Source organism: Rathayibacter sp. VKM Ac-2927, from assembly GCF_022815525.1.
GTDB classification, from domain to species: Bacteria; Actinomycetota; Actinomycetes; order Actinomycetales; family Microbacteriaceae; genus Rathayibacter; species Rathayibacter festucae.
In genome coordinates this window covers 245039-258494 of sequence record NZ_JALGRT010000005.1, presented here as the reverse complement: position 1 = coordinate 258494, position 13456 = coordinate 245039, and the positions used below count along the sequence as shown (strand labels likewise).

Below are 13456 nucleotides of genomic sequence, written 5' to 3'. Positions count from 1 at the left end.
TCGCCCGCAACGACTCGCGGCAACGCCGACTAGCCGCACGCAGCAGGTCTGCGCGACTCGTTTCTGATTGATCCCCTGCTCGGTAGGCACGAAGCTGAGAGCGTGATTCTCAAGCAAGACGCTCGTGCTCTGAAGACCAAGGCGCTTTCCTCGATGAAGGCGGCGATGGTGGCCTTCAACAGTCCCCAGGACGATGGTCGCGTGACGGAGATTCTGCTGCGGTTGCAGCACTCGTTCGAGATGCTGCTGAAGGCCGCCCTGACTCAGGGCGGCGTCCGGGTCTTCGACATCGAGCTCGGACGGTCCATCGGGTTCGAGGCAGCGGTCCGGCAGAGCCAGCAGCTGGCGAGCCTGATGGTCACGGAGGATGAGGCGGGCACTCTCCGAACGATCGATGCGCTCCGCGATGACGAGCAGCACTGGTTTACGGAGGTGTCGGAGGGGCTGCTGTTCCTGCACACGAGGGCAGCGGTCACGCTGTTCGATGACCTGCTCCACCGTGCATTCGGGGACAGGCTCGCCGATCATCTGCCGCTTCGGGTGTTGCCTATCTCGGTCGAGCCTCCGCAGGACTTCGTGACCCTGGTCGACCGGGAGTACGAGAAGATCGCGGAGCTCCTGCGTCCAGGCCGGCGAGCTCGTTCCGCTGCGCGAGCGCGACTGCGCGCGCTTCTCGCGATGGAGTCGCACGTCGACCCCGACGCGAAAGTGAGTCAGTCGGATGTGAAGCGGGTCGAGAAGGGAATTCGGGAGGGAAAGACCCGCGAGCAGGTGTTCCCGAAGCTTGGAGCGGTCGGAGCAGAGGTCCGCGGAGCCGGCCTTGAGGTCGAGGTCCGGATGGTCAAGCACGGCGGGATGCCGATGACGTACACCAACGACGAGGACGCTGCGGCGATCCGTGAGGTCAATCTGCAGAAGCGTTACTCGATCTCCCGACAGGAGCTGGCCGACAAGCTCAGGCTCTCGACAGCACGCACTGCCGCACTGCGCGCGCACCTGGGCCTGGACTCAGGTGAGCCCTACCACCACGTCTTCGTCTTCGGGTCGGTGAAGCACCCGCAGTACTCGGGCGAAGCGGTCTCCAAGATGCGAGCGGCGATGACGAGATACGACATGGACGCCATTTGGCGCGCGCACAGCACGTCCCGAGCTGCTGACCAGCGGCCTCCCTGCGACCAACCGGACTGCGCCCTCTCAGCGTAGGAGCGTCACATGGACAACCACGATCCCCGGTGGAATGGTGAGCGCATGGCGAAGCCCCGCACCAAGCTCGCTCGCGCAGCGCTCATCTCGAACGGCACGATCTGGTTCGGCGTGTCGCTGACACTCCTCGCGGTCGCCGGCGAGCAGACGTATGCGGCGTTCACAGGCAAGTGGTTCAACGCGCTCGGATGGGCACTGATCGTGACCGTGGCGGCGGGCTTGGCGGTCGTTGGTGTGCTCGAGAACCGGAACATCCGCGCCGGGAAGAAATACCGGACGCGACTGCGACGCCGATGACCGCACGAGCCCGCGCGGCCCTCGTGATCTGGCTTCTTCTGCTGACCGTTCTGTTCGCGCTCCCTGTCCCCGCCACGCTCTTAGCGGCGCGCGACGGGGAGTACACGTGCCTGGTCGATCGGCAGAAGCCACCATCGAACGGCGTCGACTACGAGTGGGCCGTGCGTGCACGGATCACGCTGTTCCCTCTGGGCTTGGAGTGCACGTTCATCCGGGAGTCCGGCGAGGAGGTCGTCATGGGACCCGGCTGGCTGCTTACTGTGTTCGCCGGCATGGCCGGCACCTTCGGCATCGCTTCGGTCGCTGCGATGGTGTGGACGCCTCCGCAGCCAGCGGGGAAGGCACGACCGGTCGCCGCGGAGAGCGAGCGCGAGTGACCAACGGCCGAAGCGCTCTCGGCGCGGAGCTCATGCCCCTTCGCCCCCTCGCTTACTCATCAACTCCTATGAGTAGATGAGTTGGGGGGCGAGGCGATTTTCTGCCTTGCCGTTGGCGGCGGGCCAGGTGAGGTGCGTACGCCCTTCAAAACCGTGTCGGAGAGACGCCTTCGCGGGTCAGCCTTTCATCGGGCCCGGCGGTGAAGCGCGATTCTTGGCAGCTCCTAATGGCACGCGGTTCCTAGTGCGACCGACTCATCGAGGACTAGCCAGCGCTCGCCTCCGCCTAGATGCTGAACTCAGCAGGAGCCTGCGTGCGATCGGGGGAACGATGCAGCGAAGACGTTACGGCGGAGCCAACAGCACCGCCGGGAAGACCGTACGCAGTATGCACCATGCGAGATAAGCGCATTCTCGTCTCAGTCAGTGCCGGAATCCTCGCACTGGTCGCTTTCAGTGGGATTTATTTGTCCTTGACCCCTCGGACGCCACTACCGCAATATTCTATCCACGGCATCGTTATTGACACTAACGGCGACCCTATAAAAAGATGCAGTGTTTGGGGCGTCACCGGCGAGGAGATGGCGATAAATACCGACGACGACGGTCGCTTCACATGGTTCAGACCAGTGCCTCCCGGCTCTTATACCGCTCAAGCCTTATGCGATGGCGGAGCAAAAGGTGAAATTCGAATAGACGTGCCGAGTCGTGCATTCGCTGAGATCGTGGTTCGTTAGCCGCGTTGTCAACGAGGACACGCCCGAGTGCGTCTTCGTAGAGCGCACGGCCGGCGAGGTCGCCGCGCAAGCTGGTTCCGCAGACTGTGAGCGATCACCTGCTAGAACAGAGTGATCGTTCTTTCCCTCTGCTTGGAGAAACCCTGATGGCGCAGAAGCTGACTCTCATCGATGACCTGGACGGCTCTGCGATCGAGGGTGACGGTGGAACCGTCTCCTTCTCGATCGATGGCGCGAACTACGAGATCGACCTGTCGGCGGAGAACGCCGCCGCGTTGCGTGACGTGTTCGGGAAGTACGTCGCCGCCGGCCGCCGTGTGCGCCGGGACGGCAACGCCGGCTCGGCGTCTCCTGCTCGTGGGAAGAGCGACCCGGAGCGGTTGAAGGCGATTCGGGAGTGGGCTGCTGAGAACGGCCACGAGGTCTCGCCTCGCGGCCGCATCTCGGCGGAGGTGGTCGAGGCGTACGACGCCGCGCACTAGCGCGGCGCTACCGTGGACGCTCCAGTGAGCGTCGAGCGGGAGGGGTGCCGGTGAGTGCCGCACGGCAGATGACGGCCCTGTATCGCGGTCCGTGGGGTCGGCTCGGCGGGCTGATCGCCGCGGCGGAGGATGGCAGCGATCGCGAGCGCGTGCGCTCGGCGGTCGCGCGGTCGGTGTTCTCGCGCGGCGGGAAGATGGTCCGCTATTCCCCCGCCGCGGCCGCTTTCGGGGATGGTGATGAGCGGGTCGACCCGTCGACGGAGCTGCTGACGTTCGTCGCGCACCAGTACTCGGTGCCGGAGGGATTCCTCACCGGCGCCGATGACAACGAGCTGCGCGATGCCGCGCTGCATCGGGCGCTGGACGAACGGCACCTGCGCGGCACGCCGGTCCCGGAGTCGTTCACGGTGACGACCCGATGCCCGACGCTCGCGGGCGAGCTGGGCGAGGCTGGCCATGCCGGTGCGGCGCTTCGCGCAGCGGAGCGCCGATCGCAGCTCTCCGCGATCCCGTACGCGCTGGCGAGCTTGGTTCTCCCGGCCTTGCTGACGGTGGCGAGCTTCGCAGCGGCCGTCGAGGGCTGGCAATGGTTCCTCTCGTTCTTCTTCCTCGCCTGCACCCTGGGTAGCGTGTAGCTGTGGACGGTACGGGTGGTGGCCGCGGTGCGCTTCTTCCGCCTGCCGCCGACGGAGGCGCAGGCGTGTGCGGATCTGCTGATGAAAGAGGCGATCGCGACGTACTTCCACGACCTGTACACGGACGGCTACCTCCCGCGGGCGTGGTTCCACGACATCTTCTGCCGGAACCTGCCGATCACCCGGCTGGCGTGGGACCGGCTGGGTACTGGAACGGTGACGCGGGCGATGCTGACGGAGAGCGCGATGCGCCGGTTCCCGGCGCAGTGGCGGGCAGATGATGGTTACCCGCTCAGTTCAGTACGCTTTGCTACTAACTAGCTAGTGAAGCGATAGAAGTAACCACAAACACAAATCCCATAACTAGGAATACAATTGCAACAAAAACAAGTGTCCCTGGTTTTGACGATTTAGCTACAGGCTCCGCCGCCGTCCCCCACAGGGCGCGAATAGATTTAGCGTTCCAACGAGCGTACGCGTCTCTCTTCCAGATTGCTCCTATCCCAAAGATAATGAAAGCTAGTCCACCGACAAGCTTAATGTACTGATCATTCATTTTCTCAGAACCGCCCTATCCCGTAAATGGTCGCGCATCAACCCACTTCGCCTAGCTCCGAACACGCGTGACAGTTCGGAGAGACCGGGGTATCGAGACCTCGTAGACACGTTCAGGTGTCGGTGCCAGGGTGGCCTCATGGCCAAGCCTCGCACCAAGCTCGCGCGCGCCGCACTGGTTTCCAACGGCATGGTCTGGTTCGGGCTGTCGCTGATGCTCTTCGCCATCGCCGGCGAGCAGACGTACGCGGCGTTCACGGGGCAGTGGTTCAACGTCCTCGGCTGGGTCCTCCTCGTCACTGTCGCGACCGGCCTCGCCGTCGTCGGCGTGATCGAGAACCGCAACATCCGGGCGGGCAAGAAGCGCAAGCCGCGCTCTCGCTCCGGAGCCTGACCCTGCTTCATTGCTTCTTCTACTCATTCACTCATTGACTCAAAGAAGTAGATGAGTCGGGGGGGGTCGAGGCCCCCCCCCCCCCCGTGGGCCGGCCCGTTGCGGGTCGGCCCACGCTCATGATCAGAGCATGTAGAAGTGGTAGCCGATCGCGGCGCCGTCGCTGAGCGGGCCGAAGGTGTCGGCGTAAGCCTGGGGTTCGGGGCGGTTGGTGATGAGGTCGAGCGCGACGCGCTCCTCCTCGGACTCGTCGCTCATCTCGTCGGGTTCGTTCTCCCACTCGCGCAGCACCCGGTGTCCGGCGTCGGTGACGCGGTAGAGCGCCCAGAATCCGGAGAACGTGCCTTCGGCTTCGCGCTTGAAGACGAGGCAGGTGGCGGTGGGCCAGGCGTGGCGGGCGGCCGCGGTGAGCAGCGCCCGGACGGCGGCGTGCCGGTCGCGGATCTCCCCGGATGCGGCGGCAGCGTTGACGGCTTCCTCGGCGGCGCGCAGCGCCGAGGTGTGTCCCCACACGTCGACGTCGACGGGGGCCGGGGTGGTGGGTGTGGTGGTCATGGGTTTTCCCCTCTCGTTTTTCTGCCGAAGCGGCGACGTGTCGCCGATCAGGGCGTGAAGTGGTGCGGCAACCCGCAGGGCGCGGGGGGAGAGAATTTCCGCGCGATGGGAGGGAGCGAAGCTCCCGCGTGCGGAAAATCTCGGAGGGAGCGGTCGGCGCAGCCGACTTGCGCTCCACGTAGCGCCCGTAAGATGCCGCAGGTGCTTCGGCAGAAGAACGAGCGCGCAGCGATCGGAGCGCAGCGGGGAATGGGGGCGTGCTCTGCACGCCGGCACCCGCCGCGCCGCGGCGGAGTACGCGGCCGCGCAGCGTCCGCTCGAGCAATTCTGATCGTGCGAGCTCCCGAGTGCCGGCGGATCCGGTTCGGCCGGCGCCGGCTTACGTGGGGGTCGAGGGCGGAGGCGTCCCCCCTCGTGGACCGGCCCGCACTGGGCCGGTCCACTCGACGGCGGCTAGCTCAGCCCGGCAGCCTCAGCCGGGGCGGTGTCGCCGGTGACGGCCTGCTCGACCGGGGAGAGCGCGTAGCCCCAGGCGGCGAGCTGGCGGAAGTGAGCGGCGGCGCGGGCGTCGCCGCGGCGCCAGGACTCCTTGCTCGTGTTCGCCTCCTGCCCTGCGAGGACGATGGCCAGCGCGACCACTCGCGCCTTCGCGGGGTTCGCCTCGACCAGCGGGGCCAGCGCGTCGGCGTGGTAGCCGGAGGGCTGAGTGACGCCGAGGAGGGTGTGCGCGAGCGCGTTGCCGTTGCTCATCCCGCCCGACACCGAGGAGCGGTGCGCGGTCAGCCCCAGGGCGATGACGCGCTCCGCGTCCTTCGGGAGGGTCTTGCGAGACAGGAGCGTCGCGATCCAGTCGCGGCGCACCGTCTCCGCGGCGATCCAGGCGCGGTTGTTCGCGAGGAGGATGCGGCGCTCAGCGGACTTCTCTGCCTTCTGCTCCTCCGTTTCGGGCTCGGCGGGCGCGTTGTAGGCGTAGCTGAATCCGTGGGCCGCGGGGTCCTGGATCGCGTAGGAGACGTGGGTGTTGCCGTCGTAGATGGTGCTCACGAGGACGCCGCGCGGCTCGATGGTCGCGATGTGCTCGGCGGTGACGCGCTTGCCGTCCTCCGTGCGCAGCGGGTCGATGACGGCCCACGGGCTGCCCTCGCCGTCGACCTGCTCGCGGGTGAGGATTACGAATCCCGCGGCCTCCTGGTTGGCTTCCTCCACGAGGACGGCGACGCGGCGGGCGCGCGCCTTGCGGTAGCGCTCCGCGGTGTGGGCGAACTGGCCGGGGTTGGTGGTGGCGACGGTGATCAGGTCGGCGCGGGCGTCCTCGTCGTCCTCGAATTCGAGGATGACCGCGGCCTGGTCCAGGGTCAGCTCGTGCTCGTGCAGCGCGGTCCGCGCGACCGCGGACTCCTCGATCGCGAGTCCGGCTTTCACGGTCGCGGCCTTGCTGCCGGTGCGCTTGGCGATGGTCGCGGCCGACAGGCCCTCGAACGACAGCTGCGCCCACGCGGCGGTGCGGTCGGCGGTAGTGAGTTCGGCGCGCTGGTCGTTCTCGATGATCTGCTGCACGATCCGCTCGGCGGTCTTGTCGTCGCCCTCCACGACGTAGACGGGGATCGTCGCGAGGCCGATTTCACGGCTCGCGAGGGTCCGGCGCTGCCCCGCGCGGACGATCACGTTGCCGTGCTCGTCGCGGCGTCCGAGGACAGGCGACAGGATCCCGCTCTGACGGATGGAGTCGAGGAACTCCTTCGTCAGCGGGGCGCTGGTGCGGACGTTCTGCTCGATCACGAGGGCGGTCGGGTCGAGGTGCTCGATGGTCCCGGTTGCGGTGGTGTTCACGATGGTTTCTCCTCAATCAATGTGCGATCATTGAGGCGACGGGTCCCGTGGTTCTAGTGAAACTACGGGGCTTTTGTCGTCTTACTGATCGTTTTTCTTTGCCTCTCCGGCGGGATGAAATCAATTGAGCGGAGTCGGCGGAGTGACGGCTCTCTCGGACGAAATAAGCCCGGAGGGCGCGTCCGAGAGAGACGGCACGTAGCCGACGGAGCGAGATAGATTGAAACCGCGGAGAGGTGAAGAAAACGGGTAATCCGGCCGCGTAGCGGCTCCTGCCGGCGGTGCTCCGTCACCGCTGCGCTCGCAGAGCGCTCCGCCCCTCTACCCCGATACGAGGTGGCCGGCGCCACGAAGTCCTGTTGGCGTGCCAGAGCTTCCGTACTGCGCTCGACGGGCGGCTGTGTGGCACTGTGTGCACATGATGATGTGGCGTGAGACGGCGTCAGCCGAAGCGCAAGAGGATCTCGATGGCCTGCTCGATCTGACGATGACCCGTGCAGTCGAAGCTCTCGGAAAGCGCGGTGAGCTAGGGCCATTCTCGGCCTCGATCGACACCGACGGGCGCAGCACTCTGAGCATGGTGGAGCCGGAGTCAGGGCGTGGGAGCAACTCGTCTCAGGCAGACCTCGACGAGCTCCGGCGTGCGAGCAGAGAGAATCGGGAGTCGTTGAGGGCGGTTGCGTACGTCAGCGCGGTCACGATCAGCGGGAGCGGTGACGCGATCCGAGTCGAGTCGGAACATCGGGAAGGCATCGCGTTGGTGGTTCTGGTTCCCTACACCCGGCTTCGTCTCCGCAAGCAGCTGAAGCTCGGCGAGATGCGCCTGCAGGCCGGCGTAACCGACGTGTGGGCATCGAAAGATTGAGATCACGTCGTCACCCGTGTAGGTAGCGCGCGCGCCCGTGGAACGGGACTGACCGCATTGTCAGGGAGTCGTCCCTGACGGTCTGACCTCTAACCCGGTAGCCTCACGCTTCGTGAACGCATACTGGTTCGCCGCTTTCGTCCTCGCGTTGATCCCCTTCGCGTTCGTCATGGCGGTGCTGTTCTTCGTCATCCGCGCGGCCGTCCTCTCTGCCCTCCTTCGCGCAGGCGTGTGGACCCGTCCGAGTCGACCACTGACCAAGCACGATCGCGTCTCGCGGGCGGAACTTGACGCCGAGCGTGAGCCCGAGCGGTAGCCGGGCGGCGATGCCGGGTGTGGCCGCGCCACAGGTTTTCACCCGAAAGCTCCTCAGCCCGCCGCGCCGGCCGACAACGTGGAAGGTGCCTCGTCTTCCGCAATCCGCTCTCACTGAGTTCGCGCTCTCCTGGGGGAGTGTGAGGGGGTCGCCCCTCACGGGCCGGCCCGGAAGGCCGGCCCGCACCGCGCGGCTACCGGTCGGCGGGCTCGGAGCAGTTGGCGCAGTCGCACGGCCCGCCGGGGTTCTCCGCCCGCTCGACGGCCGCGATCTGCGCGGCCTGCTCCGCCGGGGAGAGCGCCTGCCACCCCTCATCCGCGCGCCGGTTCGACTCGATGCGCGCCGCACGCTCGTCCAGCGTCTTCGGGGTCGGGGTGAGGAAAGCGGCCAGGGCCGCGCCGGTGTCCTGCTTCTCGGCGGCGGTGAGGAACGCGATCAGCGCGGCGGCGTAGGCGGTGCCGTCGTCGGTGACGGGGAATCCGCCCGGGGCTCCTTCGCCGGGAAGGGTGAGCGTGTTGCGGATGTGGGCGAGGATCTCGGCGTCCGTGGCGGTCGCGTCGTCGTCGGACTCCGCGCGGCGGGTGTCGAGGATGAGTGCGAGCTGTTCGGCCGTGGCGCGGCCGGTGTCGGTGGCGGTCTGCATGGTGTGGGTGCTCCCTCTGGCTGATCGTTTTTCTTTGCCTCTCCGGCGGGAAGAACCGTTTGAGTGGAGGCGGCGTAGTGACGCCCATTCCGGGCGAAATAAGGGAGCGCAGCGACCGCGTCTGGGATGGGTGGCACGGAGCCGGTGGAGCGAAATAGGTTGAGACCGCGGAGAGGTGAAGAAAACGGGTGGAACGGGCCGCGTAGCGGCTTCCCCTCGGCGGTGCTCCGTCACCGCTGCGCGGGCGGAGCTCGCGCCCCCGGAACGGGGATGCCGGGGAGTGTGAGGGGGTCGCCCCTCACGGGCCGGCCCGAAGGCCGGCCCTCGCCCCCTCAGCTCGCCGCGGCCGTCTCCGCGACTGCCTCGCGGGCCGCGTCGAGTTCCGCGGCCGTGCGGTGGCCCTGCACGTCGGCGTAGGCGACGGAGTAAGCGCGCGTTCCGGCGTTCCAGTCCAGGGCGACGGTCACGGTCTTGGGGTTCACGCGGGTCACGAGGCTCCACCCGAACTTGTGCTTGATCGCGTCGCCCTTGGCGATCGTGTCGCGGCTGTGGATCGTGACCTGTCCGGCGGCGGCCTGCGCCTCGCGGACGTCCGACCAGTAGTCGCGCTGGTCCTCGAGCTGCGCCCGCTGGGTGAGCAGCCGCTCCCGGTATGCGCCGGTCGCGGGGGCGGTCGTCTCGATGTAGCCGCCGCCGAAGTTGTGCGAGCTGCCCTCAATCTTCCGCGTGCATCCGCGAATGTCGGTGTCGAGCCGGTCGATCCGGCGGGCGACCATCGCGGGCGCGTAGCGGGATTCGGTGGTGTGGGCGGCGACGTCGGCGCGGACGCGGGCGCGAGTCGCCTCGCGGTCGGCCTCGACGCTGCGGCCCATCGCGTTGTGAGCCTTCTCGATCGCGTTACGGTGCCGCGTCTCGGAGTGGTGGCCGATCTTGATCGGCTCGCCACCCTCCGGGAGCCGGTCGAATGCGCGCCGCGCGGCCGCGTCGGCGGTGTCGGCGTCCGCGCTGCGGCGGTCGGCCTTCGCGTCGAGCGCGTCGACCCGGGCGGCCTGGCGCTCGATGGTCGCCGCCTCCGCCTCCGCGGTCGTGCGGAACGTCTCTTCGGCCTCGATCGTGACCTCGTGTCCCGCGTCGCTCAGGGCGGTCGCGGCGCGATTGATGGTCCACCACTTCGGCAGGCGGTCCCGGGACTGCGGGACGTACCAGGCACTGATGGAGCGGCCCCAGCGCCAGCCGGACGCCTTCAGGATCTCGGCGGTGCCGTCCCCGCGACTGGTGCCCTCGATGATCGTTCCGGCTTCGGGGGTGTGGGTGATGGTGAGCATGTCGGATCTCCTTCTCGGTTCGGGGGGGGGGTCAGTCGTTGGCGCGGTAGTCGGCGGGCATCTCGCTGCGGTCGTGCAGCGCGTACGCGGCCGGGAACAGGTCGAGCGCCCGGGCGACCGCGACCGGCACGACGACGTAGGCGCCGGAAGCCATGTAGCCGATCCGGCCCTCCCCCACGGGCTCCACGGGCTCGAAGTGCTGCAGCGTCACCCCGGCGACCGCTCCGCTGCGGGTGATCAGGTGCACGGCCGGGGCCTGGTCGGTCACCGGGTCGCTACCACCGGCGCCGACGATGACCACCTGACGGGCCGTGCGGCTGATGCCCTCCGTCCCTGGTCCGTAGTACTCTCTCTTGATGACCTCGGTACGGGTGCCGCGCTGCTGGCTCATGGCGTGTCTCCCTCTGGCTGATCGTTTTTCTTTGCCTCTCCGGCGGGAAAAACCGTTTGAGTGGAGGCGGCGCAGTGACGCCGATATCGGGCGAAATAAGCCCGCAGGGCGCGTCCGATATCGGTGGCACGGAGCCGGTGGAGCGAAATAGGTTGAGACCGCGGAGAGGTGAAGAAAACGGGGAAACGGGCCGCGGAGCGGCCTCCCCCTGGCGGTGCTCCGTCGCCGCTGCGCGGGCGGAGCTCGCGCCCCCGGAACGGGAAGGATCGGGGAGTGTGAGGGGGTCGCCCCTCACGGGCTGGCCCGCAGGCCGGCCCGCCGCCACTCAGCCCTCGCCATCCTCGCTCTGGTCGTCGTCGGCGTCGAGGATCGCGGCGATGCGGTGCGCGGTCGTGAGCACCCGCGCCGCGGTTCCGCGGATCACGTCGGCGTCGCAGTTGCTCCACGATGCGACGTAGCCGACGCTGTACGCGCTCGTGTCGAACCCGGCCAGGCCAGCAGTGACGAAGGCGACGGACTCGGCTTCGACCTCCATCACTCCGCGGTGCTGCGCGTACTCCTCCAGGTCGTCAACGTGACCCATCAGCACGTGTGCCGTCTCGTGGATCAGGGTCTTCGCAGCCTGCTCCGGCGCGAGGGTGTCGCAGACGACGACGGTGCAGTCCTCGGGGCGGGCGTAGCCGTGCGTTCCCTCGGGAAGGGTGCCGCGCTCGACCGTCCAACCTTCGGCCTCGAGAGCGCCCGTCAGGGCCACGATGACGCCGTGATCCTCGGCCCCGGTGAGCTTCTGCGCGATGTCGCGGGGATCCTCGGCGCCCTCCGCCAGGTCGGTCTGCTCGATCGCGAACACGGACACGAGCGGGTAGTACGTCTGGACCTTCTGCCCCTTCTCATCGGTGCTGGTCGTCGTGCCCTCCTCCGCCTCCTCGTCGGCGGCGATGTTCCGCTGAGCGAAGCCAAAAATCTTGATCGCCTTCTCTCCCTTGCGCACCTGGCGGCCCTTGGCCTGCCACGCGCGGAATCCGGCGACGGCGGAGGCGTCGGGGCGCTGAGCGAGGATCAGCAGGAGATTGCCCAGGCTGTAGCGGTGGAACGAGGACGCGAACGAGAGGAACCGGCGCCACTGGTCCGAGTCGCGCAACGCCTCGACCTGCTCGGTGATGCTCTCGTGCAGCGCGGCGGCCTGCTCGCGGCGCTCCTCGGGGGTGGTCCGGGGTGCGCGCTTCTTGGCGGCGGTCTTGCGGGTGGTGGTCGTGCTGGTCATGGCGGTTCTCCCTGTGCGAGGATCGACGCGACGGGTCCCGTGGTTCTAGTGAAACTACGGGGCTTTCGTCTTGTCTGATCGTATTTTTGTGCCTCTCCGGCGGGATGAACCGTTTGAGTGGAGGCGGCGGAGTGACGCCTATTCCGAACGAAATAAGGGAGCGCAGCGACCGCGTTCGGAATAGGTGGCACGGAGCCGCTGGAACGAAATAGGTTTGTACCGCGGAGAGGAACAAAAAACCTCAAAGCAGTGCCGCGCAGCGGCTCCCGGTCGCCGCAGGCGATGTGCGCGAAGCACACCCCGCCCCCCACCGGGGAGGGTGAGGGGCCGGCCCCTCACGGGACGGCGACGCCGGCCCTCCCCCGCGACCGACCGCGACGTAGTGACTGGCGAATCTGCCTAGAAGTCAGCACGCGCGGCCGGTATGGGTCACAGGCGCCAGTCCTCGGACCACCCGGAGGGCGGGACGACAGCGTGCGCCTCGCCGGTCCAGTGGAGGTAGTAGAGCGTGCTGCCGTAGTCGTGATCCCCGGCGGTGACGTCCATCTGGCGGTTCTCCATGTCCGGCTCCGCGCTGCTCCACCGGGTCGAGACGTCCACCGCGCGGAGTTCCCCGGAGTCGGTCACGAGCGTCTGGCAGACGGGGCACCGGAGCGCTTCGTACGTCTCGCCGTCGTCGGTCACCGTCTCGATCAGCAGCTCGGGGGCCGCTGCCCACACCTGCTGGTGCAGCTCCTCGATCGTGGCGAGCAGTTCCTCCGCGCGGCTCCCCGGCGTCTCCTGCGTGGTGGTGGCGTCGAGTTCGGTATCGGCGGTCATCGGCGTGGACTGCATGATGTGGCGCTCCCTTGTCTGATCGTTTTTTTGTGCCTCTCCGGCGGGAAGAACCGTTTGAGTGCAGGCGACGGAGTGACGCCGATATCGGGCGAAATAAGCCCGCAGGGCGCGTCCGATATCGGTGGCACGTAGCCGGTGGAGCGAAATAGGTTTGTACCGTGGAAAGGAACAAGAACCTTGAAGCAGTGCCGCGTAGCGGCTCCCAGTCGCCGCAGGCGATGTGCGCGAAGCGCACCCCGCGCCTCGAGCGGAACACCGGGGAGGGTGAGGGGCCGGCCCCTCACGAGACGGCACCGCCGACCCTCCCCCGCCGAACGCCGAGAACCGCTGTCAGCATCAGATGTAACAATGAACAAACAAGGGAATTACCACGCCGGACGCGCGCGGAATCGGCATCAACAGTGATGTCCAGCAGCGCCGCGACGAGCGAGCATCGCGGACGCTGACACGGGCTGGCAGTTCTTCTCCGGAGACGATTCCGAGGAGTACCTCCAGGATTGGAGCAACCTGTTCGTGCACTCGCTCAACCTCGTCGCGAACTGCGACCCCACGATCGTGCCCTACCTCCACCTCCCCCGAGGGACAGAACTCCTGCGCACAGGAGCCACCTTCACCCCCACACCCGCAAGCGCACAGACCGAGCGCGACTTGCTCTCCTGACGTCTGGGCGAAGGACATCAGTGGATGTCGTGAGATGCGGGAAGCGCGGTGAGTCCCTGACCGCGCAGATGTGAACTCAGCAGCGGCCAG

At 67.5% G+C, this 13456-nt stretch carries 18 protein-coding genes; 11 read left to right on the top strand and 7 right to left on the bottom strand.

Annotation, left to right across the window (positions count from 1 at the left end; genetic code table 11):
- Positions 1–102: 102 nt before the first annotated feature.
- The 8 genes from MT353_RS16235 to MT353_RS16205 all read left to right on the top strand — a co-directional run bounded on the left by MT353_RS16235 (position 103) and on the right by MT353_RS16205 (position 4680).
- The gene (locus MT353_RS16235) at positions 103–1203 is read left to right on the top strand and encodes a hypothetical protein (protein ID WP_243625291.1); all 1101 of its coding nucleotides are present in this window, start codon (positions 103–105) and stop codon (positions 1201–1203) included.
- A 9-nt stretch (positions 1204–1212) separates the two neighbouring features.
- Positions 1213–1500 (top strand): hypothetical protein, encoded by a 288-nt coding sequence (locus MT353_RS16230; protein ID WP_243625290.1) that lies wholly within the window; start codon positions 1213–1215, stop codon positions 1498–1500.
- A complete protein-coding gene (locus MT353_RS16225; protein WP_243625289.1) occupies positions 1497–1877 on the top strand; it encodes a hypothetical protein in 381 nt (126 codons plus the stop codon). The genes MT353_RS16230 and MT353_RS16225 overlap by 4 nt, the downstream gene beginning before the upstream one ends.
- A gap of 290 nt (positions 1878–2167) precedes the next feature.
- A complete protein-coding gene (locus MT353_RS22155) occupies positions 2168–2614 on the top strand; it encodes a carboxypeptidase-like regulatory domain-containing protein (RefSeq protein ID WP_374204717.1) in 447 nt (148 codons plus the stop codon).
- Between the two features lie 146 nt (positions 2615–2760).
- A complete protein-coding gene (locus MT353_RS16220; protein ID WP_243625288.1) occupies positions 2761–3096 on the top strand; it encodes an Lsr2 family protein in 336 nt (111 codons plus the stop codon).
- Positions 3097–3146: 50 nt separating this feature from the next.
- Positions 3147–3731, top strand: coding sequence for a hypothetical protein (locus MT353_RS16215; protein WP_243625287.1), 585 nt, complete (start codon positions 3147–3149; stop codon positions 3729–3731).
- Between the two features lie 18 nt (positions 3732–3749).
- Entirely contained in the window at positions 3750–4052 is a 303-nt protein-coding gene (locus MT353_RS16210; RefSeq protein ID WP_243625286.1) for a hypothetical protein, read from the top strand.
- 373 nt (positions 4053–4425) lie between these two features.
- On the top strand, positions 4426–4680 hold the full coding sequence (locus MT353_RS16205; protein WP_243625285.1) for a hypothetical protein: 255 nt from the start codon (positions 4426–4428) through the stop codon (positions 4678–4680).
- A 123-nt stretch (positions 4681–4803) separates the two neighbouring features.
- Here MT353_RS16205 and MT353_RS16200 read toward each other — a convergent pair whose 3' ends face one another.
- On the bottom strand, positions 4804–5235 hold the full coding sequence (locus tag MT353_RS16200; RefSeq protein ID WP_243625284.1) for a hypothetical protein: 432 nt from the start codon (positions 5233–5235) through the stop codon (positions 4804–4806).
- Positions 5236–5688: 453 nt separating this feature from the next.
- Positions 5689–7065 (bottom strand): ParB/RepB/Spo0J family partition protein, encoded by a 1377-nt coding sequence (locus MT353_RS16195; protein WP_243625283.1) that lies wholly within the window; start codon positions 7063–7065, stop codon positions 5689–5691.
- A gap of 418 nt (positions 7066–7483) precedes the next feature.
- On the opposite strand from MT353_RS16195, the gene MT353_RS16190 reads away from it, so the two are divergent.
- Together MT353_RS16190 and MT353_RS16185 are read left to right on the top strand one after the other, a co-directional pair.
- The gene (locus MT353_RS16190; RefSeq protein WP_243625282.1) at positions 7484–7930 is read left to right on the top strand and encodes a hypothetical protein; all 447 of its coding nucleotides are present in this window, start codon (positions 7484–7486) and stop codon (positions 7928–7930) included.
- 112 nt (positions 7931–8042) lie between these two features.
- Positions 8043–8246 carry a hypothetical protein gene (locus MT353_RS16185; protein ID WP_243625281.1) on the top strand — a complete coding sequence of 68 codons (204 nt, stop codon included), beginning with the start codon at positions 8043–8045 and terminating at the stop codon, positions 8244–8246.
- Positions 8247–8439: 193 nt separating this feature from the next.
- Here MT353_RS16185 and MT353_RS16180 read toward each other — a convergent pair whose 3' ends face one another.
- From MT353_RS16180 to MT353_RS16160, 5 genes are all read right to left on the bottom strand, one after another.
- A complete protein-coding gene (locus MT353_RS16180) occupies positions 8440–8889 on the bottom strand; it encodes a hypothetical protein (RefSeq protein ID WP_243625280.1) in 450 nt (149 codons plus the stop codon).
- A 332-nt stretch (positions 8890–9221) separates the two neighbouring features.
- A complete protein-coding gene (locus MT353_RS16175; protein WP_243625279.1) occupies positions 9222–10214 on the bottom strand; it encodes a DUF3560 domain-containing protein in 993 nt (330 codons plus the stop codon).
- 31 nt (positions 10215–10245) lie between these two features.
- On the bottom strand, positions 10246–10605 hold the full coding sequence (locus MT353_RS16170) for a hypothetical protein (protein WP_243625278.1): 360 nt from the start codon (positions 10603–10605) through the stop codon (positions 10246–10248).
- Between the two features lie 325 nt (positions 10606–10930).
- A complete protein-coding gene (locus MT353_RS16165) occupies positions 10931–11869 on the bottom strand; it encodes an ArdC-like ssDNA-binding domain-containing protein (protein WP_243625277.1) in 939 nt (312 codons plus the stop codon).
- Positions 11870–12298: 429 nt separating this feature from the next.
- Positions 12299–12688 (bottom strand): hypothetical protein, encoded by a 390-nt coding sequence (locus tag MT353_RS16160; protein WP_243625276.1) that lies wholly within the window; start codon positions 12686–12688, stop codon positions 12299–12301.
- A gap of 450 nt (positions 12689–13138) precedes the next feature.
- Here MT353_RS16160 and MT353_RS22150 point away from each other — a divergent pair, with 450 nt between their 5' ends.
- Positions 13139–13366 (top strand): DUF2185 domain-containing protein, encoded by a 228-nt coding sequence (locus tag MT353_RS22150; RefSeq protein WP_374204718.1) that lies wholly within the window; start codon positions 13139–13141, stop codon positions 13364–13366.
- Positions 13367–13456 lie beyond the last annotated feature (90 nt).

Coding starts and splice junctions, on each gene's coding strand:
- MT353_RS16230 (WP_243625290.1), top strand. CDS start 1,213: ATGGACAACCACGATCCCCGGTGGAATGGTGAGCGCATGGCGAAGCCC.
- MT353_RS16225 (WP_243625289.1), top strand. CDS start 1,497: ATGACCGCACGAGCCCGCGCGGCCCTCGTGATCTGGCTTCTTCTGCTG.
- MT353_RS22155 (WP_374204717.1), top strand. CDS start 2,168: ATGCTGAACTCAGCAGGAGCCTGCGTGCGATCGGGGGAACGATGCAGC.
- MT353_RS16220 (WP_243625288.1), top strand. CDS start 2,761: ATGGCGCAGAAGCTGACTCTCATCGATGACCTGGACGGCTCTGCGATC.
- MT353_RS16205 (WP_243625285.1), top strand. CDS start 4,426: ATGGCCAAGCCTCGCACCAAGCTCGCGCGCGCCGCACTGGTTTCCAAC.
- MT353_RS16200 (WP_243625284.1), bottom strand. CDS start 5,235: ATGACCACCACACCCACCACCCCGGCCCCCGTCGACGTCGACGTGTGG.
- MT353_RS16190 (WP_243625282.1), top strand. CDS start 7,484: ATGATGATGTGGCGTGAGACGGCGTCAGCCGAAGCGCAAGAGGATCTC.
- MT353_RS16180 (WP_243625280.1), bottom strand. CDS start 8,889: ATGCAGACCGCCACCGACACCGGCCGCGCCACGGCCGAACAGCTCGCA.
- MT353_RS16175 (WP_243625279.1), bottom strand. CDS start 10,214: ATGCTCACCATCACCCACACCCCCGAAGCCGGAACGATCATCGAGGGC.
- MT353_RS16170 (WP_243625278.1), bottom strand. CDS start 10,605: ATGAGCCAGCAGCGCGGCACCCGTACCGAGGTCATCAAGAGAGAGTAC.
- MT353_RS16165 (WP_243625277.1), bottom strand. CDS start 11,869: ATGACCAGCACGACCACCACCCGCAAGACCGCCGCCAAGAAGCGCGCA.
- MT353_RS16160 (WP_243625276.1), bottom strand. CDS start 12,688: ATGACCGCCGATACCGAACTCGACGCCACCACCACGCAGGAGACGCCG.